We start from the raw sequence: 19,010 nt of genomic DNA on the forward strand, positions 1-19,010 counted from the left end.
TGCTCTTGTTTCATAATGCTTTCCGGCAAATTCCCCGGAAGCATTTTATCTCTTCTTCTGGCACAGACGGAGCAGTTCGCCAATCCACAGCACCGGAGAAGTGGCGGCTAGCAGGATGCCCCAGGTCTTCAGGTCAAGCGGAACGGTGCGGAACACTTCGCCACCGAACTGCACGATGATGAACTGCCCGATGAGGATGATGGCAGCCACACCTACCAGCACGTAGGACTTGCCCAAGTGACCGAGTGCGGAGTGTGTCGTGCCGAATACACGGGCGTTGAACAGATTCCAGAATTGCAGCAGGACGAACACTGTGAAGAAGATTGTCAAGTCGTGAATACTCATGTCGCCATCCATGCCCAGCCAGTAGTACAGACCCAGGAGGATGAGGATGAAGGCGATGCCCGTACCTATAATATTATGGTACATGCCCCGGTTGATGATGAAGTCGCTCTGCTTGCGCGGCTGCTCTTTCATCACGTCCGCACTGGGCGGGATGGATGCCAGTGCCAGAGCTGCGAAGGTGTCCATGATGAGGTTTACCCACAACATCTGCGTCACCGTGAGCGGAATGACGTCGCCCATGAAGCTTCCGGCAAGCACGATGAACATGGCAATGAGGTTGATGGTGAGCTGGAAGGCGATGAAGCGTTGGATGTTCTTGTACAGCGAACGTCCCCACATCACGGCAGTCCCGATGCTGCGGAAGGAGTCGTCGAGCAGGGTGATGTCGCTCGCCTCCTTTGCTACCGAGGTTCCCGTACCCATGCTCAATCCCACCTGGGCGTGGTTCAATGCCGGGGCATCGTTGGTGCCGTCTCCGGTTACTGCCACGACAGCCCCTTTCTGTTGGAGCAGCTGGACGAGACGTTGCTTGTCTGTCGGTCTTGCACGCGACATGATTTTCAGGTCCATCACACGGTCCAGTGCCTCTTCGTCGCTCAGGGCTGCGAAGTCGGTACCCGTGATACGGTTGCGTTCCGTGTCTTCCGGTTTCCACAGACCGATCTGACGAGCTATCTCGGTTGCTGTTCCCGGTGTGTCTCCCGTCACGATTTTCACACGGATGCCTGCATCCTGGCATTGACCTACGGCAGCCGGTACATCCGGACGGATGGGGTCGGAGATGGCGACGATGCCGAGGAAGATGAATGCTCCTCCGGTAGCGAGGGTGGCACAGTCGGTCGGTTCACCGGCATCCACCACACGGTAGGCAAATCCCAGCGTACGCATCGCCATGTTCTGGTAGGCGAGGAGCTGCTTGTCGATGCCTGCCTGTGCCTGTGCCATCGGTGCCGTTCCGTCGGGAGTGGCGATGAGGGCACACTTTTTTGCCACGATTTCAGGAGCACCCTTTATGTAGAGAATCCGTTTGCTGGACGCCGAATCAACCAGCGTAGCCATGAACTTGCGTTCAGTGGAGAACGGCAGCTGGTCGACAGTCTTGGCGGCATGGCGCAGCGAGAGGTAGTCCTGTCCCTGAGCCTGCATCCACAGCAGGAGGGCGATTTCAGTCGGATTGCCTACCCCTTTCACGTTGTCGCCCTCTTCTTCGAGGTAAGCCGTGGAGTTGGCGGCAATGCCTTCAGCCACCAGTCGGCTGGCATCCTGAGTCATGTCGAGTTTCTGTCCGTCGAGCACTTCGAACCTGGTTTCGTAGACCTGCATGCGGTTCTGCGTCAGCGTACCGGTCTTGTCGGTGCAGATGACCGTCACGGCACCCATGGTCTCGCAGGCATGCATCTTACGCACCAGGTTGTTGGTGGCAAGCATGCGGCGCATGTTCAGCGCCAGGCTGAGGGTGACGCTCATGGGCAGACCTTCGGGGACGGTCACCACGATGAGGGTCACTGCCATCATGAAGTTGTGGAGGACGATTTTGGCAATCTCCAGGTATTCCGTTGTTCCGTTGACGGTGTGTGCAGTCAGGTAACTGTGCAGCTCGTGCCAGGTAAAGCCGATGAAGGCGAGTGCCGCAACGACGAACCCGACTTTCCCGATGAGGTTGGCAAGCCGTTCAAGCTGGATGTTGAGCGGTGTCTTCTCGTTTGATTCTTCCGTTGCCTGACGCGCCACCTTTCCGATTTCCGTTGCATCGCCGACGTGGAGCACCTGCATCACGCCATGTCCGTCGACAACGGTCGTGCCGCGCATCACATGGTTGGAGGGGTAGGTTGCTTCCTTGTCGAAGTGGGCGGGGTCGGTGGTCTTTTCCACCATCGGTTCACCCGTGAGGCTTGACTCGTTGACCTGCAGCGAGGTCGCCTCCAGCAGTTCACCGTCGGCAGGAATCTCTTCGCCGTTTTCCAGCATGACGATGTCGCCCACGACGATGTCCTTGCGGGGCACTTCATGGACACTTCCGTTTCGGATGACACGGACGAGCGTCTCCTCGTTGGTGGCATTGAGCAGGTCGAACTTCTTGCCGGCATCATACTCGAAGTAGAAGCCGATACCCGTAGCCAGGAAGATGGCGACGATGATGCCGATAGACTCGGCAAACTCTCCTTCGATGAATGAGATGATGAGTGAGAAGACGGCGGCTACAAGCAGCACGCGAATGATAGGGTCGTTGAATTTTTCCAGGTAAAGTTTCCACATCGGGGTGCGGGGCGGAGGTGTGAGGAGGTTGTTGCCATGTTGGGCACGGCTCTCTTCCACCTGACGGTCATCGAGTCCCCGGTGTTTGAATTGGGATGTTGCCATTGTGTAGTGTTTATTAGAATAGTTATAACAAGATTGGCAAAATTAAGCCATTTCACGGAATATGAGGTAAGAAAGGTCCGGAAAAAGCAATAATCCCGACAAAAGGATGCCGGGTGGGGAGGAATGTTACAAAACTGTTTCAAAGGTGGAAGCGTCTCCCGTCAGTCCCGTGACGGAAGGCGTGAAGGAATTTACGATTTCCCCGGTACGTACTTGACGGGCTTCAGTTCCTGCGTATCCGTCACCTGATGATGGATTTTGAAGGTGGGGAAAGACATCTTCCGGCTATTCCCCGGTGTATAGATGCACAGGATGCCGCTATAGGCTGCCGAGGTGACAGTGGTGTCGCGGAGGAAACAGAGGGTATGTCTGTCACTGGACTCTGTAGTGGTGTAGGTGATGTCAAAATAGCCCAGGCTGTCGCGTTGGACGTGGAGGCGGACCTTCGGCGAGGTGTTTCCGCGCATGAAGGCTTCGCTTTGGGCGAGCAGGCGGATTTTCTTTCCGGTCTGACAGTAGAAATAGATGCAGTCCTTTGCACCGCCAATCTGGAGGAAATAGCCGTTGAGCGGACCGTTCAGGTCAGCGGAAGTCGACATCAGGTAGAGGCGTGCATGATTACGAGCGGAAGGGTTGAAGGAGCAATTCACCTGCATGACCCATCCGGTACGGTCGGGAGTACGGAGCGGCGTGTAGAGACAGGCACTTCCGGTGCGGAGGCTGTCGTTGAGGCGGATAGTCCCGTTGTCCGTCAGACGGAATTTTCCAGTCTCTCCCTGCCATGAGAGCGTGTCATAGGCTGTTGCTTCCTCAATGACTGCATGCCAGCCGGTATCTTCCGTCGGTGATGCTTCCTCCGGTTCTTCCATGAATACCGGAGGCGTGCATTGGATGAAAATGAGCGCAACCACGCCCAGCATAAGGAGAAAACAGGTCTGTTTCATGGCTCTCAAAGTGTCAGGTAAAGATGTCAGTGACAAAGGTAACACTTCTTTTAAGAACCTGGACTTTCTATCTTGAATCTTTTCTCCTTTCTTTCTTGGCAGTTTATTTGGAAACCTCGGATTATTTAAGCTTTTTTGCACGTCCAAATTTTAGTTTCACTCTTTAATAACTACCTAATGACTGCTGTAATTGTTCTTCTCTTCGTTGCGGGCTATGCCTGCATTGCGCTGGAACATGGCTTGAAAGTGAACAAAGCCGCCGTAGCGCTTGTGATGAGTGTTGTGTGCTGGGTCCTCTACATGTCTTTCTGTGACGTCTATGTCCCTCGTTTCTACGCGGATGAGTTTGCCGCTTTCTCGGCATCGGCCGCAGAGGGAAGTCTGCTCGACAGAGCCCGCGCTTTTGCCAACGAGCACCTGTTGCTGCGCCATCTGGGCGACACCTGTGAGATTATCTTCTTCCTCATGGGCGCCATGACCATTGTGGAGACCGTGGATGCCAACGGAGGCTTCAACTTCGTCCGTGACCGTCTCGGCGCACGGAGCAAGCGTGCCCTGTTGTGGCGCATTGTCATCATGACCTTTTTCCTGTCCGCCCTCTTGGATAATCTCACGACCAGCATCGTGATGATCATGGTGCTCCGCAAGCTTGTCACCGATCACAAGGACCGCATGGTCTATGCCGCGATGATTATCCTTGCCGCCAACAGTGGAGGCGCCTTTTCTCCCATTGGCGATGTGACCACCATCATGCTTTGGATCAAGGGCAATGTGAGTACGCTCGGTGTCATAGCCGAGGTGTTCCTGCCTTCGGTCATTTCGGTCATTGTCCCCCTGCTGCTCATTCAGGGTCAGCTGAAGGGCGAACTTCGTCCGGTGGCAGACGACCCGTCAGCCTGTCCCTCTTATGATTTCTCAGCCAAGGAACGTCAGTGGGTGTTCTGGTTGGGTGTCGGCGGACTGGTGATGGTCCCTGTCTTCCGTACGCTGACGGGACTTCCTCCGTTCATGGGCATTCTGCTGGTGCTCGGCATCCTGTGGTTGACGACAGAATTCTTCTATGCACGCAAGCCCAATGTGGAAGGTTCGTGCATGCAGCGTATGGGCAACCTGCTGTGCCGCATAGACCTTGCTACCCTTCTTTTCTTCCTGGGCATCCTGATGACGGTGGCAGTGTTGAGCGAAATCGGTGTGTTGAGCGAGTTCGGACGTTGGCTGGAAGAGGCGTCGGACAATAACGCCTACCTGGTGACCGGCATCATCGGCATTGTGTCGTCGATTGTGGACAATGTCCCCTTGGTGGCAGGTTGCATGGGCATGTATGAGATTGCTCCCGCCACGGTGACTGACCCTGCTCTGCTGAACTTTGTGCAGGATGGTACGTTTTGGCAACTCCTTGCCTACTGTGCCGGTGTGGGTGGCAGCATCCTCATCATCGGAAGTGCAGCAGGTGTCGTGGTGATGGGACTGGAAAAGATCACCTTCGGCTGGTACCTGCGTCGCATCTCCTGGCTGGCACTTGCCGGTTATCTGGCAGGCATCGCCGTCTATTGGCTGGAAAAGCAATTGTTCTTCTGAAGCCAGACTTCCTGAAATAACTTACATAAAACGCGGATGGCATCATCGTGTCATCCGCGTTTTTACAATTTTTCGGTTAGGAAGTCATGCGAGTTTACCGGGTACGGACATACCCCTCTTTCTTCAGAAGCTCCACCACCTTGTCCCGCAGTTCGCCCTGGATGATGATTTCCCCGTCTTTGGCAGCACCACCTACGCCACAACGTGTCTTCAGCAGTTTGGCCAGTTCCTTCAGGTCTTCCTCCGTTCCGGCGAATCCTTTTACGACGGTTGCCGTCTTTCCACCCCGGTTCTTCTTTTCGATAAATACCCGCAGGTTCTGTTTTTCCTTCTCCAATGTTTCCGGCTCCTCTTCACCTTCCGTTCCGTAGGCGAAATCAGGGTTGGTGGAGTAGACTATGTTCAGCCGGTCTTTCCAATCGTTTTTCTTCATAGGGGATTGTTGTTGGTTTGGGGTACAAAGATAAACAGGCTATTTGTAAATTGTGAACGATGATAGAAAACAAATGCGGCTCTTTCAACGCTAAGCACGTATCTGTAAACTTCTATAGAAGGATATTCAGCTTCCAGCATCCGGCAAAACGAGCCGGAAAGAGTGCCTTTGCCAATTAAATTCGATATGTTTTCCCTTTATTGCTCGGTGTATTATGGAAATATTTCTGTAATTTTGCGTGCCATATACAATTTGAGAACAAAAAACGAACGGGTTATGAGTACCTCTTTGCTACGCGATTTCGATAAAGTGCCGGAGCCTACGCTCCGCCGTCTGCCGTGGTATCTGTCCACGGTGAAGCTGTTGAAGGATAGGGGGGAGCAATATGTCTCTTCTACTCAGATATCTAAAGACATCAATGTCGATGCCTCGCAGATAGCCAAGGACTTGTCGTATGTCAAGGTCACCGGGCGTACCCGCGTGGGGTATGAAATCGATGGATTGATTCGGGCGTTGGAAGCATTCCTGGGATTCACCAACATGCACAAGGCGTTCCTTTTCGGAGCCGGAAGTCTGGGACGTGCCCTCTTGGGAGATTCCGGTCTGCACCAGTTCGGACTGGAGATCGTGGCAGCCTTTGATGTCAATCCTTCCGTCGTGGGAACGGAAGTGGGCGGAGTGCCTATTTTCCATACGGACGACTTTGCCCGGAAGATGCAGGAGTACCGGGTGGATATCGGTATCCTGACCGTACCCATCAATATTGCCCAGCAAGTGACTGACGACATGGTGGCAGGAGGCATCAAGGCGGTGTGGAACTTTACGCCCTTCCGCATCCGGGTGCCCGAGAACATCGTCGTGCAGAACACCTCCCTTTACGCCCACCTGGCAGTGATGTTCAACCGGTTGAATGTAAATCAGATGTTAAATAAGTAATTCAGCTTTCGCAAGCTCACGTTGCAGTGGGGCGCGAAACTTAAATAAGGAACAATCATGAAGATTATAGCTGTCGGGATGAACTATGCGGCACACAATCAGGAGTTGCATGCCGGCATGGCACTCCCCAAAGAACCGGTTATCTTTCTGAAGCCGGACTCGGCTTTGCTCAAGGATGGCAAGCCGTTTTTTATCCCCGATTTCTCCAATGAGATTCATTACGAGACGGAGCTGGTCGTGCGCATCAGCCGCCTGGGCAAGAACATCTCCGAACGCTTTGCACACCGTTATTATGATGCCGTCACTGTGGGCATCGACTTCACGGCACGTGACTTGCAGCGCCGTTTCCGCGAGGCGGGCAATCCGTGGGAGTTGAGCAAGGGGTTCGACAATTCCGCCGTCATCGGTACGTTCGTTCCGATGGAGTATTTCAAGGACATTCAGAACATCCGTTTCCACCTCGACATTGACGGGAACACGGTGCAGCGTGGTTGCACCTGCGACATGCTGTTTACCGTAGACCGGATTATAGCCTATGTGAGTCGGTTCATGACGCTGAAGATGGGCGATTTGCTCTATACCGGTACTCCCGTGGGGGTAGGTCCCGTCAGCATCGGACAGCATTTGCAAGGCTATCTGGAAGGGGAACGGGTGCTTGACTTCTACGTCCGTTAGACAAAGATTCAGAAATTCACAAAACTTATAGACAGATGAACATACGTGTAGGATTCGGTTTCGACGTACATGCTTTGGTTCCCGGACGCGAACTGTGGTTGGGAGGCATACGTTTTGAACACGAGTTGGGATTGTTGGGGCATTCGGATGCCGACGTACTGATACATGCCATTTGTGATGCCTTGCTGGGAGCAGCCAACATGCGTGACATCGGTTATCATTTTCCGGACACGGCAGGCGAGTTCAAGGACATAGACAGCAAGGTCCTGTTGGCAAAGACTGTCGGTCTCATCGCCTCAAAAGGCTACCGCGTGGGCAACATCGATGCCACGGTCTGTGCCGAACGTCCCAAGCTGAAAGCACGCATCCCTGAGATGCAGGAGGTGCTGGCACGGGTCATGGGAGTGGAGACCGACTGTGTGTCCATCAAGGCCACGACGACCGAGAAACTGGGTTTCACCGGACGGGAAGAGGGCATCTCGGCTTATGCCACTGTCTTGATAGAGAAAGCATAAGGTTGGGAGCGGCTGTTGCCTTCCGTCCTGTCATTTGTGCTTCTCTTCTCCGATGATGTTCTGGATGTCCTGCAGACTCATGCGTCCGGTGATGACTATGAGGGTGAACTCCTTGGGCTCGTCCGCCAGGACGACAAACTCGTTGATGCCGTTGGAGTGCTTTTTCAGGAGGATGTCCACCTTCTCCCCATCGTCGCGTACACGTACCAGTGACTCATAGCCGTGTTTGGGGGTAAAGCCGGTCACAGCCTCACGTAGCTTTTGGATGACAGGAGCCTTTTCGCTGTTGAGCACCTGGAGGCTTTCCAACTTTTGTCCGATGCCTTCCAGCTGCAATCCATCGACCTTGATGTCACTCATCATGCTGAACATGGCTTTGGAAACATAGACCGATGTGACGCCCTCCATCTCCGAGAAGCGGTCAAACAGATTTTCCTGGGCGTAGGTGACGAAAGAGCAGAGCCAGAGCAAGGCTCCGAGTATATACATGCGTTTCATTGTGGTAGTTGTTTGATGTGGTTCAATTGTTCGATTACTTGTTCATGGGCTTTCTCTGTGGTTTGGCTGGCGGTCTGTACGCCTTCCATTCCCCGCCGGAGTCCGTAGGCGAGGATGGAGAGTGCCTTTTCGGTTTCTCGCTGTGCCTCTTCCGGAGTGGCGCACGTGTCTTTCGGGGTGGGCGGTTGTGCCGGACGCAGGAAATACACTCCCGTACTCACGAGCAGGCATATCATGGCTGCCATGCCGAGCAGGCGTCGCCAGTGGATAACGGGGCGGTGGAAATGCCGTTCCGTCTCGTTTTCCTCCAGCCGGTCGATGAAAGCCGACAGCCGTTCCTCCATGCCTTCGGGGACTTCAGGAAGGTTCTCCTCCGTCAGCTGACGGAACATGTCACGGTCAGCATGCAGGGCAGGAGGCACATCGGTCCGTGCAAAGTATTTCTTCAAGGTCTGTTCTTCTTCGGCAGTGGTCTCTCCTGCATAGAAGCGTGCCAGGAGCTTTTCGATATCATTGGGTAGCATCATGGTCCATCCGTTTAAATTGTTCACGTATCTTTTTGCGGGCACGGGAGAGGAGCACGCGGATGTTGGTCGCATTCAGTCCCGTCGCCTGTTCAATCTCTTCAAAGGAGCAATCATTGACGTCGCGCAGCCACATGACCCGTCGTTGCTTGTCGGGCAGTTGGTTTATGAGGCTTTTGGCATGCTCCGCTTCGTCGTGCAGCTCGGTGGTGTGTCCCGGTGAGTCGTCGGTTGCCAGTGTCACCTCTTCGGGCGTACAGGTGTCGGTGTCGTGTATGTTCCTGCGCATCCAGTCAAAGCAGAGGTTCTTCACCAGCATCACACCATAAGCTTCCGCGTTTTCGACTCCCTCCAGTTCGTTCCGCCTGTTCCATAGTTTTGCGTAAGCCTCCTGCACGAGGTCTTCCGCATCCTGTGTGTTGCCCGTCAGACGGAAGGCCGTGTGGTAAAACCGTTTATGGCAGGGGAGGAACCGACGTTTGAACTCAGTGGTGTCCATGCTTGTGTCCCGTTTGTTCGTTGACCACCCGGGCAAAGTCGTCTCTGTTGAAGCGTCCCTTAATCTGCACCAGGGTACAATCTTTCTCCTCGCTGTAGGCAATCAGCAGTTCGCGGATTACCTTGTTCTTGATGCGTGCGTAGATGTGCACCTTTTCGCCGTCATCGTTCACACGTACCATGGTTTCATATCCTTTGTGCGCCAGTGCCGCCACTCTCCGGTCAAAACGGCGCTTCACACCAGCGGAACATTTCTCCATGTCGAGTACGCGGACGGTCCTTACCTTCTTGGCGAATTGTTCCTCCGGTTCATTGCCCATGAAGAGTTTGCCCATTGCCGTCACGATTGCCGGGATTTTGACATATTCGGCATTCCGTTCCCTCTTGAATTCATCGAATAAAGCGTCGGCTTGTGCCAGGGCAGGCATGCCGAGGCAGAGGAGCAACAAGGTCAGGATGTATGTTTTGATGTGCATGGTGTCTTTTTTAGGTTTTAAATCTGAATGAACGGTTTGAAAGCACTTTCATTCTTATAGACGCAAGTCGTGCGCAAGTTGTTACATTGATGAGCCGATTTTTTATTGGAGCGTCCGGACGAGGCGTCAATGGTCGGGTGTCTTGGTCTCCGGATGCCGGGTTGCACTCAGCTCAATCCGTTCCCACAGCCAGCGGGGAATCAGTCGCCACAATGCCACCAGCATCCGGTAACGTCCGTCAATGATGACGACACGCTGACGATGGGTGATGGCGCGGAAGATGCGGCGTGCGACGTCGGCCGGTCGCATCAGCATCGGGTAATGTCCGCCTTTGAGCAAGTCCGTGTCAACGAAACCCGGACGTATGTCCGTGAAGGAGATGTTCAGGTGCTGGGTGCGGGAGAGTTGGGCAAGGGCTTCCAGGTAGGTGTTCTGATAGCGCTTGGTGGCAGAATAGGCAGGGGCAGGTCCGAGACCCTTTGTCCCGGCGATGGAGCTGACGACGGCAATCTGTCCGCCTTCGCCACGTTCCTTGAAATAGTTGAATGCTGCCGTCATCATCCGGGTGAAGCCTTCCACATTGGTACGTACGGTGGCAAGTTCGGTGTCGGCGTCCAGCCGGGGATTCTGAAACCCGATGCCGGCAACATGCAGGTAGACCTCCATGCCACCCATTTCGTCGATGAGGCTGTGCAAGGTATCGGCGGCATTTTCGTGACAAATGTCCATCGTCCGTGTGAACACACGTCCCGGAGCCAGTAGACGGAAGCCTTCAAGCAACTCGCTGCGACGTCCGGTAAGCCCGACTGTCCATCCGTCGCTGATGAACTGAAGCGCCGTCTCTCTGCCGATGCCCGAGGTAGCGCCCGTGATGATGATGCGTTTCATAACCAGTGATAAGTATAGCAATTACGTCGGCAAAGTTAACCGATTTGTGCCAAAGGCAGATACCGGTGCAGGGACTGAATGTGGCTGCTGACGGCTGTGGTGATAAAATGTAAATAGGATGGTTGATATTTTGCGGATAATATTCTTTAATGAGGCTGCAAATCTTTTATTGAAATAACTTTTGCTATCAAAATGTAAGTAGTATATTTGCCGCATCATCAGCAGATGATGACAAGATATGGATTGTTCAACTTCCGCAGGCATGTCCTGACCCTGTCACCTGACAGCGGGACGTGTGCGAAACTTAAGTAGATTATATAAACCTTACTAGTATGACAACAGACAGTAAAACCCGTGTGGAACACGATTTGCTGGGCAAGCGTGAACTGCCCGCCGATGCACTCTATGGCATCCAGACTTTGCGTGGAGTGGAGAACTTCTCCATCAGCCGTTTTAAACTCGAATACTATCCGGCTTTTATCAACGGACTGGCTTACACCAAGCTGGCGGCTGCCGAGGCGAACCACCAGCTGGGGCTGCTCACCGACGAGCAGTATGCCGGCATCAAGGCTGCGTGTGAAGACATTGTAGCAGGCAAGTATCACGAGGAATTTCCGGTTGACATGATTCAGGGTGGCGCAGGTACGAGCACCAATATGAATGCCAATGAGGTGATTGCCAACATTGCGCTGTTGCACATGGGACACAAGCCCGGAGAGTATGAATACTGTTCGCCGCACGACCATGTGAACCGTTCCCAGTCGACGAACGACGCTTATCCTACTGCCATCCACATGGGACTGTATGCCAGCCATCTTGCTCTGTTGCCCCACTTGGAGGCATTGATTGCCGAGTTCCGTAAACGGGGCGATGACTTTGCCAACATTGTCAAGATGGGTCGTACGCAGTTGGAGGATGCCGTCCCCATGACACTCGGGCAGACCTTCTACGGCTTTGCCAGCATCCTTTCCGACGAACTGCTCCACCTGAATGAAGCTGCTGCCGACTTCCTGACGGTGAATCTGGGAGCTACCGCCATCGGTACAGGTATCTGTTCCGAGCCGGGATATGCCGAGAAGGCTGTGGAGGCATTGGCACGCATCACCGGCTGGAAGGTTCAGCTGGCGAAGGATTGGGTCGGCGCAACGTCGGACACTTCCTGCATGGTGGGTTACATGTCGGCATTGAAACGTGTGGCAGTGAAGATGAGCAAAATCAGCAATGACCTCCGTCTGTTGGCCAGCGGACCGCGTTGTGGTTTGGGCGAAATCAACTTGCCTGCCCGTCAGCCCGGGTCGTCCATCATGCCGGGTAAGGTCAATCCGGTCATTCCGGAGGTAGTCAGCCAGGTAGCCTTTAAGGTCATTGGCAACGAGCTGTGTGTGACGATGGCGGGTGAGGCCTCGCAGATGGAGCTGAATGCCATGGAACCTGTCATGGCACAGTGCTGCTTCGAGTCGGTAGACCTGATGTGCAACGCCTTTGATACGCTCCGTACCCTGTGCGTGGAAGGCATCACGGCAAATCCCGAACATTGTCAGGCGGAGGTGCGCAACAGCATCGGTATCGTTACGGCTCTGAATCCCTACATCGGTTACGACCATTCCACGAACATTGCCAAGAAAGCCTTGGAGACTGGACGCAGTGTCTATGACCTCGTGCTGGAGGAGGGCATCCTGACTCAGGAAGACCTGGATACCATCCTTGACCCGAAAAATATGATTCGGCCCGTGAAGCTCGATATCCGGGCTAGAAAATAAGCGAAGACTGTCTTTCCCAAATGCTGGAGAAGGGTACATCGAAATGAGCATCGTGCTTGTTGGGATGTACCCTTTTCTTTTTGGGACGTATCGGCTTTAGAAGGAAAAACACTACTTTTGCTTCGGCTAACCCTGTCTTTGGCCAAATCATTAGGTTTTGAGACAATCATGAATAATCTCGTTATTGGAATGGGAGAGGCGTTGTGGGACGTCCTTCCCGATGGAAAGAAACTGGGCGGTGCACCCGCCAACTTCGTCTATCATGCCGCTCAGTTCGGACTCGACAGCTGTGTGGTGAGTGCCGTCGGCGATGACAAGCTCGGGCATGAGCTGCTCGACGGCTTGCAGAGTCGGGGCGTACGTTGCCTGATCGAGCAGGTGCCCTATCCCACAGGGACGGTGCTGGTGGAACTCGATGAGGCGGGTATCCCGTGCTACACCATCAAGGAGAATGTGGCGTGGGACAACATCCCCTTCACGCCGCAGCTGGAGAGCCTGGCACGGCAGACACGGGCTGTCAGCTTCGGTTCGCTTGCCCAGCGCAGTGTCGTTTCGCGGGAGACCATCAACCGGTTCCTGGACCTGATGCCGGAGGGAGACGACCGCCTGAAGATTTTCGATGTGAATCTGCGCCAGAGCTTCTACACCAAGGAGGTGCTGTGCAACTCGATGCGCCGGTGCAATGTGCTGAAGATAAACGATGAGGAACTCGTTGCTGTGAGCCGCATGTTCGGCTATCCGGGCATAGACCTGCAGGACAAGTGTTGGCTGCTGATGGGGAAATACAACCTGAAGATGCTCATCCTCACCTGTGGGGTGAACGGGAGCTATGTCTTCACGCCCGGCCACTGTTCGTTTGTCGATACGCCGAAGGTCGATGTGGTGGATACGGTGGGAGCCGGAGACTCCTTTACGGCAGCCTTCGTTTCGTCCGTGCTCCTGGGACGTTCGGTGGATGAGGCACACCGGCGTGCCGTGGAAGTGTCGGCGTATGTATGTACACAGCATGGCGCCATGCCGCTCCTGCCGGAGTCACTGACCCGGTAGCTGAAAGTCCCAAGAACCGGTTTGGCTTGAAACGGAAAGCCCGCCACGGATGCCTGATGACTCCGTGGCGGGCTTTGCTTATCGTACGGGTTGCCTTATTTATTTCAGTTTGGCAAGTGCCTCCTTGATGCGGCGCATCGCCTCGACAATGTTCTCATCGGAAGTGGCATAGCTCATACGGATGCACTCGGGAGCACCGAAGGCGCCACCGCCCACACATGCTACGTGTGCCACCTCGAGCAGGTACATGGCGAGGTCGGCTGCATTCTCAATCTTGCGTCCGTCAGCCTCCTTACCGAAGTAGAAGTCGCACTTGGGGAAGAGGTAGAAAGCTCCTTGCGGTACGTTCACCTCGAAGCCCGGAACCTCCTTGGCAAGCTTGACGATGAGGTCGCGGCGGCGTTCGAATGCCTGACGCATCTTCTCCACCTCATCCTGCGGTCCGGTGTAGGCAGCCTCGGCAGCCTTCTGCGACACGGAGCAAGGTCCGGAGGTATATTGTCCCTGCAGCTTGTTGCATGCCTTGATGACCCATTCCGGTCCGGCAGCGAAACCGATGCGCCAGCCTGTCATGGCATAAGCCTTCGACACACCGTTGATGATGATGGTGCGGTCGTGTACCTCGGGGAACTGTGCGATGCTCTCATGCTTGCCCACGTAGTTGATGTGTTCGTAAATCTCGTCGGCAATGACATAGACCTGCGGATGCTTGGCGAGGACTTCGGCAAGTCCCTTCAGCTCCTCCTTCGTGTAGACCGAGCCGGTCGGGTTGGACGGAGAGCAGAGGATCAGCGCCTTGGTCTTCGGCGTGATGGCAGCCTCAAGCTGTGCAGGGGTCATCTTGAAGTCCTGCTCGATGCCGGCACGGACGATGACGGGCGTGCCGTCGGCCAGTTTCACCATCTCGGTGTAGCTCACCCAGTAGGGAGCGGGGACGATGACCTCGTCTCCTTCGCCCACCAGGGCCATGATGACGTTGCACACACACTGCTTGGCACCGTTGGAGCAACTGATTTGGTTGGCAGTGTATTCCAGATTGTTCTCATGCTTCAGCTTGGCAACAATGGCATTGCGCAGGGCAGGATAGCCGGGGACGGGAGAGTAGCGGGAATAGTTCTCGTCGATGGCTTTCTTGGCGGCTTCCTTGATGTGGTCGGGGGTGTTGAAGTCGGGTTCACCCACGCTGAGGTTGATGACATCGATGCCTTGCGCTTTCAGTTCATTGCTCTTTTGCGACATGGCCAGTGTTTCCGAAGGGGAAAGGCGGTTCAAACGATCTGATAGTTGGTTCATTTTTCTTCTATATGTTTAGTTGTTAGTATAAAAGCGATTCGCAGGTCCCTTATCCTCTGCGGTCTCCGAGGAAACGGAGCAGGTAGAGGAAGAGGTTGATGAAGTCGAGATAGAGCGTGAGTGACCCCAGGAGGGCTATCTTCCGGGTGGAGTCATTCACTTCCAGTCCTTCCTGTAACAGCATGCGCTTGATTTTCTGGCTGTCGTATGCCGTCAGTCCGACGAAGACGAGCACGCCGATGCCGGAGACGATGAGGCTCATCAGGCTGCTTTGCAGGAACAGGTTGACCAGTCCGGCAATGATGAGTCCGATGACCGCCATCAGACAGAGGTTGCCCAGGGAGGTCAGGTCACGCTTGGTGAGGTAGCCGTAGACGCACATCACGCCGAAGGTGCCGGCAGTGATGAAGAAGGTCGAGGCGATGGACGATGCCGTGTAGAGCAGGAAGACGCTCGACAGCATGGCACCGTTGAGCAGGGAGTAGATGATGAACATCAGGGTTGCCGTGGTGAACGAGATGCGGTCGATACGTGCCGACAGATACCACACCAGTGCCAGCTCGGCAATGATGAGTCCGAAGAAGGTCAGCTTGCTGCTGAAGATGAGGCTGAGGAGCGTCGGAGACTCGGCAACCAGCATTGCCATGAAGCCGGTGATGACCAACGCCATCGCCATCCAAAGATACACTTGGCGGAAGAGCGACAGCTGCGCGCTCCGCTCATAGGAACGGGTAATCGTGTCCATAGTCATTGTTTATGTTTGATTTAGTGAATGGTCGCTCATTTGGTAAAGTGCAACGTGTGTCCCATGCGGTCCTTTTTGGTGTGCAGGTAACGCTCGTTGTACGGGTTGGGAGTGATTTCCACGGGGACAATCTCCGTGATTTCCAGTCCATAGGCTTCCAGTCCGACACGCTTCACGGGGTTGTTCGTGATGAGACGCATCTTGTGGATGCCTATCTCGCGCAGGATTTGTGCACCCACGCCGTAGTCGCGTTCGTCCGCCTTGTGTCCCAGGCAGATGTTGGCGTCCACGGTGTCCATGCCTCCCTCTTGCAACTTGTAGGCTTTCATCTTCTCCATCAGCCCGATGCCGCGTCCTTCCTGGTTGAGGTAGACCACGGCTCCCTTGCCGGCTTCATCAATCATGCGGAGTGCCTTGTGGAGCTGTTCGCCGCAGTCGCAACGGCGTGAGCCGAAGATGTCGCCCGTGGCGCACGAAGAGTGGACACGCACGAGGACGGGGTCGTCAGCCTTCCATTCGCCCTTGATGATGGCGATGTGTTCCAGTCCGTTGCTCTTCTGACGGAAGGGGATGAGGCGGAAGTGTCCGTACTCCGTCGGCATGTCCACCTCCACACCTTTCTCCACGATGGATTCCTCCCGCAGGCGGTAGGCGATGAGGTCGGCGATGGAGATGAGCTTCAGTCCATGCTCGTCGGCGAAATGCCGCAGCTCGGGCAAGCGTGCCATGGTGCCGTCCTCGTTCATGATTTCCATGAGGGCGGCAGCCGGATAAAGTCCTGCCAGGCGTGCCATGTCGATGCTGGCTTCCGTGTGTCCTGCCCGGCGGAGCACTCCTTTGTCCTGTGCATACAGCGGGTTGACATGTCCCGGACGTCCGAAGGTCTCAGGCTTCGAGGAAGGGTCGGCAAGGGCACGGATGGTGGCTGCACGGTCATGGGCGGACACGCCGGTGGTGCATCCGTCGAGCTTGTCGATGGTGACCGTGAACGGGGTGCCCAGCATCGAGGTGTTCTCGTCCACCTGATGGGGCAGCTCCAGCTCCTTGCAGCGGGAGATGGTGATGGGGGCACAGAGCACACCGCGGGCATATTTCAGCATGAAGTTTACCTGCTCCGGGGTGATGGTCTGGGCGGCGACAATCAGGTCGCCCTCATTCTCGCGGTCTTCATCGTCGACCACGACGACAAATTTGCCTTCGCGGAAGTCGGCAATTGCCTCTTCTATCGAGTCGAGTTTAATCTTGTCCATAAGCTTATCAAGAGTTATGTGGTTTAGTTCAATTCTTCCGAGCGGATGCGCTCCTGGAGATTACGGCTCGTCGTGATGATTTGCCGTAGGTCCTTGTTCAGCCGCAGACCGAACCGCCAGACGCGGATGTAGAAGAACAGGCCGACCGGTACGACGAGACCGACGAGCATGTTCAGCCAACGGTTGCTGAAGGGACTCGTGTGGGCATCGGTGATGAGCACGGGATAGGTGCTGGCGATGCGGAGCACCATGTGGTCCTTCGAGTTGGCAAGTTCTTCGACGAGCGTTTCCAGCCGGTTGCTCAGTTCGCGGATACGCGTATCTTTTTCGTTGTTGGTGAACAGGCGTGCATAGTTGGGCAGACGGTCGAGCCGGTGTGTGCGCATGTAGTCCTCGCACTCCGCGCAGAGGGCATCCAGGTCGGTGTCGATGCGGCGGTAGTCGGGGTCCTCGATGATGACTTCCTTCTTGAACAGGTGGCGTTGGGTGCGGATGCCCAGCAGCTTGCGGATGGTGGCCATGTAGACGTCGGCATTGAACACGCCGGAGTCACGGGTCGCCTTGTAGGTGAAGAAGATGCCCAGGGGAAGTGTCACGAACGTACTGATCCATGTCCCGAACCAGATTTCCCAGCTTCCGTTCTTTGCCGCCCGTTCGCCCATGCTGTTGATGATGTAATAGATAAGGAAGATGATGATGGACACCACGACCGGCATGCCCAGTCCGCCCTTGCGGATGATGGCTCCCAGCGGAGCACCGATGAAGAAGAAGATGATGCATGCCAGCGAGAGGGTGAACTTCTTGTTCATCTCCACCCAGTGGCGGCGGATGATGTTGTTGCCGTCCTTCATCGTCAGCGACTTGATGGAGAGGTCGCTGTCGGTCATCTCCACCTTGCGCTTGGCTTCCGTGTAGACCTGTTCGAGGGTCGAACGGCTGGACACGGAGAGCAGGCTGTCCATGTTCAGGCGGGTCAGGGCGTCGGTCTTCATCTGTGTGGAGTCAAAGCGGGTCAGCTCGACCGTCGCATAGGCACGTTGCATGGCGTCGTCATAGTAGCCGCGTCCGATGCTGTCATAGCGCAGGTTGAGCGAGTCGATGTCGTGGTTCAGCTTTTTGATGCCTTTGAACTCGGGGTTGACCGTCAGGAAGCTTCCGTCCTGCATGCTGAAGTTCGAGTCAAAGTCGATGAGCGTGTGCTTGCTCACGAAGGATTCGCGCCGGTAGGGCACGTTCTGTGACATGCTGCTCTGCTGACGCAGGTTCTCAAACTGTTCGCCGTTGTAGAGATGGAGGTACAGGTGCTTCTTGTCTGCGGTGGTTTCGAGCCGTCCCGAGTCGGCAACGATGATGTGTGCATTCTCAAATCCGTCGGAGAAGTTGTATATCATCACGTTGTAGAGCATGCCTGTCTTCTTGTCCTTCTGACGGACGTAGAGGTTGTATTTCACGCCCTTGTTTTCCTCTCCCAGCTGGTAGAACGAGCTCTCGGGGATGTCCAGTTCGGGCGATGTCTGCGTCATGGAGTAGATGAGCGTGTAGAGCTTCAGCTGCGCGTTCGGTCCCGTGACGTTCTGGAAATAGAAGGACAGGGCGGCAATGAACGTGGTGAAGATGATGAGCGGACGCATGACCTTCGTCAGCGGAATGCCTGCCGCCTTCATGGCTATCAGCTCAAAACGTTCGCCGAAGTTACCGAATGTCATCAGGGAGGCGAGCAGCACGGCAAGGGGTGCCGAGGTCGGCCAGAGGGCGAGTGCCGAGTAGTAGAAAAACTTGGCAAGAACGATGAGGTCCAAGCCTTTGCCCACCATGTCGTCAACCCGCTTCCACAAGAACTGCATCATGAAGATGAACAAGCAGATGAAGGTGGTTCCGATGAACAGGAGGACAAAGCTTTTAATGACAAATATATCTAACTTTTTTATCCGTAGCATTTCGGTAGATTAAACAGCGTATGTTTGGGCGATTGCCTTGATATTCAGTCCGGTCCCCGCTGCTTGGAGGACAGCCCGACGAAGTCAGGGCAATTCTGAAATGCAAAAGTAGTACAAAAACGGATTGCGTAAGGGATGTTTTGAAGATTTTTATAGAATAAGTGTGCTTCTGTTCCGCGTATGCCCGACTCTGCTTTCAGCCGACGGGGTGGGGATGCAGAATCTCATGCCCGTACGGACAAGGCAACAACAGAAGCCTTGTCTGCCTGTGGACTCGTCAGCCTGTCAGCCGGGACTTGAGCTTGCG

18 protein-coding genes are annotated in these 19,010 nt (G+C 54.9%); 6 read left to right on the forward strand and 12 right to left on the reverse strand.

The features are described from left to right. Positions 1–45: 45 nt before the first annotated feature. A complete protein-coding gene (locus tag C8275_RS05725) occupies positions 46–2,706 on the reverse strand; it encodes a calcium-translocating P-type ATPase, PMCA-type (protein WP_106484444.1) in 2,661 nt (886 codons plus the stop codon). Positions 2,707–2,897: 191 nt separating this feature from the next. Continuing rightward, positions 2,898–3,650, reverse strand: coding sequence for a hypothetical protein (locus C8275_RS05730; protein ID WP_157948191.1), 753 nt, complete (start codon positions 3,648–3,650; stop codon positions 2,898–2,900). Positions 3,651–3,827: 177 nt separating this feature from the next. On the opposite strand from C8275_RS05730, the gene nhaD reads away from it, so the two are divergent. After that, positions 3,828–5,228 carry a sodium:proton antiporter NhaD gene (gene nhaD / locus C8275_RS05735; protein WP_106484446.1) on the forward strand — a complete coding sequence of 467 codons (1,401 nt, stop codon included), beginning with the start codon at positions 3,828–3,830 and terminating at the stop codon, positions 5,226–5,228. A gap of 94 nt (positions 5,229–5,322) precedes the next feature. On the opposite strand, the gene C8275_RS05740 is transcribed toward nhaD, so the two are convergent. Further along, entirely contained in the window at positions 5,323–5,661 is a 339-nt protein-coding gene (locus C8275_RS05740) for a translation initiation factor (protein WP_106484447.1), read from the reverse strand. Positions 5,662–5,937: 276 nt separating this feature from the next. Here C8275_RS05740 and C8275_RS05745 point away from each other — a divergent pair, with 276 nt between their 5' ends. Genes C8275_RS05745 through ispF form a run of 3 tightly spaced genes read left to right on the forward strand, consistent with a single transcriptional unit; the run spans position 5,938 to position 7,787 of the window. Beyond that, a complete protein-coding gene (locus C8275_RS05745; protein ID WP_106484448.1) occupies positions 5,938–6,597 on the forward strand; it encodes a redox-sensing transcriptional repressor Rex in 660 nt (219 codons plus the stop codon). A gap of 57 nt (positions 6,598–6,654) precedes the next feature. Further along, the gene (locus C8275_RS05750; protein ID WP_022383635.1) at positions 6,655–7,272 is read left to right on the forward strand and encodes a fumarylacetoacetate hydrolase family protein; all 618 of its coding nucleotides are present in this window, start codon (positions 6,655–6,657) and stop codon (positions 7,270–7,272) included. A gap of 35 nt (positions 7,273–7,307) precedes the next feature. Further along, positions 7,308–7,787, forward strand: coding sequence for a 2-C-methyl-D-erythritol 2,4-cyclodiphosphate synthase (ispF, locus tag C8275_RS05755; protein WP_106484449.1), 480 nt, complete (start codon positions 7,308–7,310; stop codon positions 7,785–7,787). A gap of 30 nt (positions 7,788–7,817) precedes the next feature. Here ispF and C8275_RS05760 read toward each other — a convergent pair whose 3' ends face one another. The 5 genes from C8275_RS05760 to C8275_RS05780 form a co-directional block, all read right to left on the reverse strand. Then, on the reverse strand, positions 7,818–8,285 hold the full coding sequence (locus tag C8275_RS05760; RefSeq protein WP_106484450.1) for a DUF4252 domain-containing protein: 468 nt from the start codon (positions 8,283–8,285) through the stop codon (positions 7,818–7,820). Beyond that, positions 8,282–8,812, reverse strand: a complete 531-nt coding sequence (locus C8275_RS05765; protein WP_106484451.1) for a hypothetical protein — start codon at positions 8,810–8,812, stop codon at positions 8,282–8,284. The genes C8275_RS05760 and C8275_RS05765 overlap by 4 nt, the downstream gene beginning before the upstream one ends. After that, positions 8,796–9,308: an RNA polymerase sigma factor gene (locus C8275_RS05770; RefSeq protein ID WP_022383631.1), complete on the reverse strand. Its 513-nt coding sequence runs from the start codon at positions 9,306–9,308 to the stop codon at positions 8,796–8,798. The genes C8275_RS05765 and C8275_RS05770 overlap by 17 nt, the downstream gene beginning before the upstream one ends. Continuing rightward, a complete protein-coding gene (locus C8275_RS05775) occupies positions 9,295–9,783 on the reverse strand; it encodes a DUF4252 domain-containing protein (RefSeq protein WP_106484452.1) in 489 nt (162 codons plus the stop codon). The genes C8275_RS05770 and C8275_RS05775 overlap by 14 nt, the downstream gene beginning before the upstream one ends. A 126-nt stretch (positions 9,784–9,909) precedes the next feature. Beyond that, positions 9,910–10,671 carry an SDR family oxidoreductase gene (locus C8275_RS05780; RefSeq protein WP_106484453.1) on the reverse strand — a complete coding sequence of 254 codons (762 nt, stop codon included), beginning with the start codon at positions 10,669–10,671 and terminating at the stop codon, positions 9,910–9,912. Between the two features lie 332 nt (positions 10,672–11,003). On the opposite strand from C8275_RS05780, the gene C8275_RS05785 reads away from it, so the two are divergent. Then, positions 11,004–12,431 carry an aspartate ammonia-lyase gene (locus tag C8275_RS05785; RefSeq protein ID WP_022383628.1) on the forward strand — a complete coding sequence of 476 codons (1,428 nt, stop codon included), beginning with the start codon at positions 11,004–11,006 and terminating at the stop codon, positions 12,429–12,431. Positions 12,432–12,599: 168 nt separating this feature from the next. Beyond that, the gene (locus C8275_RS05790) at positions 12,600–13,478 is read left to right on the forward strand and encodes a carbohydrate kinase (protein WP_106625742.1); all 879 of its coding nucleotides are present in this window, start codon (positions 12,600–12,602) and stop codon (positions 13,476–13,478) included. Between the two features lie 99 nt (positions 13,479–13,577). Here C8275_RS05790 and C8275_RS05795 read toward each other — a convergent pair whose 3' ends face one another. Genes C8275_RS05795 through C8275_RS05810 form a run of 4 tightly spaced genes read right to left on the reverse strand, consistent with a single transcriptional unit; the run spans position 13,578 to position 18,703 of the window. Then, on the reverse strand, positions 13,578–14,771 hold the full coding sequence (locus tag C8275_RS05795) for a pyridoxal phosphate-dependent aminotransferase (protein ID WP_022383734.1): 1,194 nt from the start codon (positions 14,769–14,771) through the stop codon (positions 13,578–13,580). Between the two features lie 49 nt (positions 14,772–14,820). Then, positions 14,821–15,522, reverse strand: a complete 702-nt coding sequence (locus tag C8275_RS05800; protein ID WP_022383735.1) for a Bax inhibitor-1/YccA family protein — start codon at positions 15,520–15,522, stop codon at positions 14,821–14,823. Positions 15,523–15,551: 29 nt separating this feature from the next. Beyond that, a complete protein-coding gene (locus C8275_RS05805; RefSeq protein WP_022383736.1) occupies positions 15,552–16,766 on the reverse strand; it encodes a bifunctional 3,4-dihydroxy-2-butanone-4-phosphate synthase/GTP cyclohydrolase II in 1,215 nt (404 codons plus the stop codon). A gap of 23 nt (positions 16,767–16,789) precedes the next feature. Next, positions 16,790–18,703: an LptF/LptG family permease gene (locus tag C8275_RS05810; protein WP_106484454.1), complete on the reverse strand. Its 1,914-nt coding sequence runs from the start codon at positions 18,701–18,703 to the stop codon at positions 16,790–16,792. Positions 18,704–19,010 lie beyond the last annotated feature (307 nt).

The sequence above is a fragment of the Bacteroides sp. Marseille-P3684 genome (assembly GCF_900291465.1).
Taxonomy (GTDB): Bacteria; Bacteroidota; Bacteroidia; order Bacteroidales; family Bacteroidaceae; genus Phocaeicola_A.

Coding starts and splice junctions, on each gene's coding strand:
- C8275_RS05775 (WP_106484452.1), bottom strand. CDS start 9,783: ATGCACATCAAAACATACATCCTGACCTTGTTGCTCCTCTGCCTCGGC.
- C8275_RS05785 (WP_022383628.1), top strand. CDS start 11,004: ATGACAACAGACAGTAAAACCCGTGTGGAACACGATTTGCTGGGCAAG.
- C8275_RS05760 (WP_106484450.1), bottom strand. CDS start 8,285: ATGAAACGCATGTATATACTCGGAGCCTTGCTCTGGCTCTGCTCTTTC.
- C8275_RS05790 (WP_106625742.1), top strand. CDS start 12,600: ATGAATAATCTCGTTATTGGAATGGGAGAGGCGTTGTGGGACGTCCTT.
- C8275_RS05730 (WP_157948191.1), bottom strand. CDS start 3,650: ATGAAACAGACCTGTTTTCTCCTTATGCTGGGCGTGGTTGCGCTCATT.
- C8275_RS05800 (WP_022383735.1), bottom strand. CDS start 15,522: ATGACTATGGACACGATTACCCGTTCCTATGAGCGGAGCGCGCAGCTG.
- ispF (WP_106484449.1), top strand. CDS start 7,308: ATGAACATACGTGTAGGATTCGGTTTCGACGTACATGCTTTGGTTCCC.
- C8275_RS05810 (WP_106484454.1), bottom strand. CDS start 18,703: ATGCTACGGATAAAAAAGTTAGATATATTTGTCATTAAAAGCTTTGTC.
- C8275_RS05725 (WP_106484444.1), bottom strand. CDS start 2,706: ATGGCAACATCCCAATTCAAACACCGGGGACTCGATGACCGTCAGGTG.
- C8275_RS05750 (WP_022383635.1), top strand. CDS start 6,655: ATGAAGATTATAGCTGTCGGGATGAACTATGCGGCACACAATCAGGAG.
- C8275_RS05780 (WP_106484453.1), bottom strand. CDS start 10,671: ATGAAACGCATCATCATCACGGGCGCTACCTCGGGCATCGGCAGAGAG.
- C8275_RS05745 (WP_106484448.1), top strand. CDS start 5,938: ATGAGTACCTCTTTGCTACGCGATTTCGATAAAGTGCCGGAGCCTACG.
- C8275_RS05740 (WP_106484447.1), bottom strand. CDS start 5,661: ATGAAGAAAAACGATTGGAAAGACCGGCTGAACATAGTCTACTCCACC.
- C8275_RS05805 (WP_022383736.1), bottom strand. CDS start 16,766: ATGGACAAGATTAAACTCGACTCGATAGAAGAGGCAATTGCCGACTTC.
- C8275_RS05765 (WP_106484451.1), bottom strand. CDS start 8,812: ATGATGCTACCCAATGATATCGAAAAGCTCCTGGCACGCTTCTATGCA.
- nhaD (WP_106484446.1), top strand. CDS start 3,828: ATGACTGCTGTAATTGTTCTTCTCTTCGTTGCGGGCTATGCCTGCATT.
- C8275_RS05770 (WP_022383631.1), bottom strand. CDS start 9,308: ATGGACACCACTGAGTTCAAACGTCGGTTCCTCCCCTGCCATAAACGG.
- C8275_RS05795 (WP_022383734.1), bottom strand. CDS start 14,771: ATGAACCAACTATCAGATCGTTTGAACCGCCTTTCCCCTTCGGAAACA.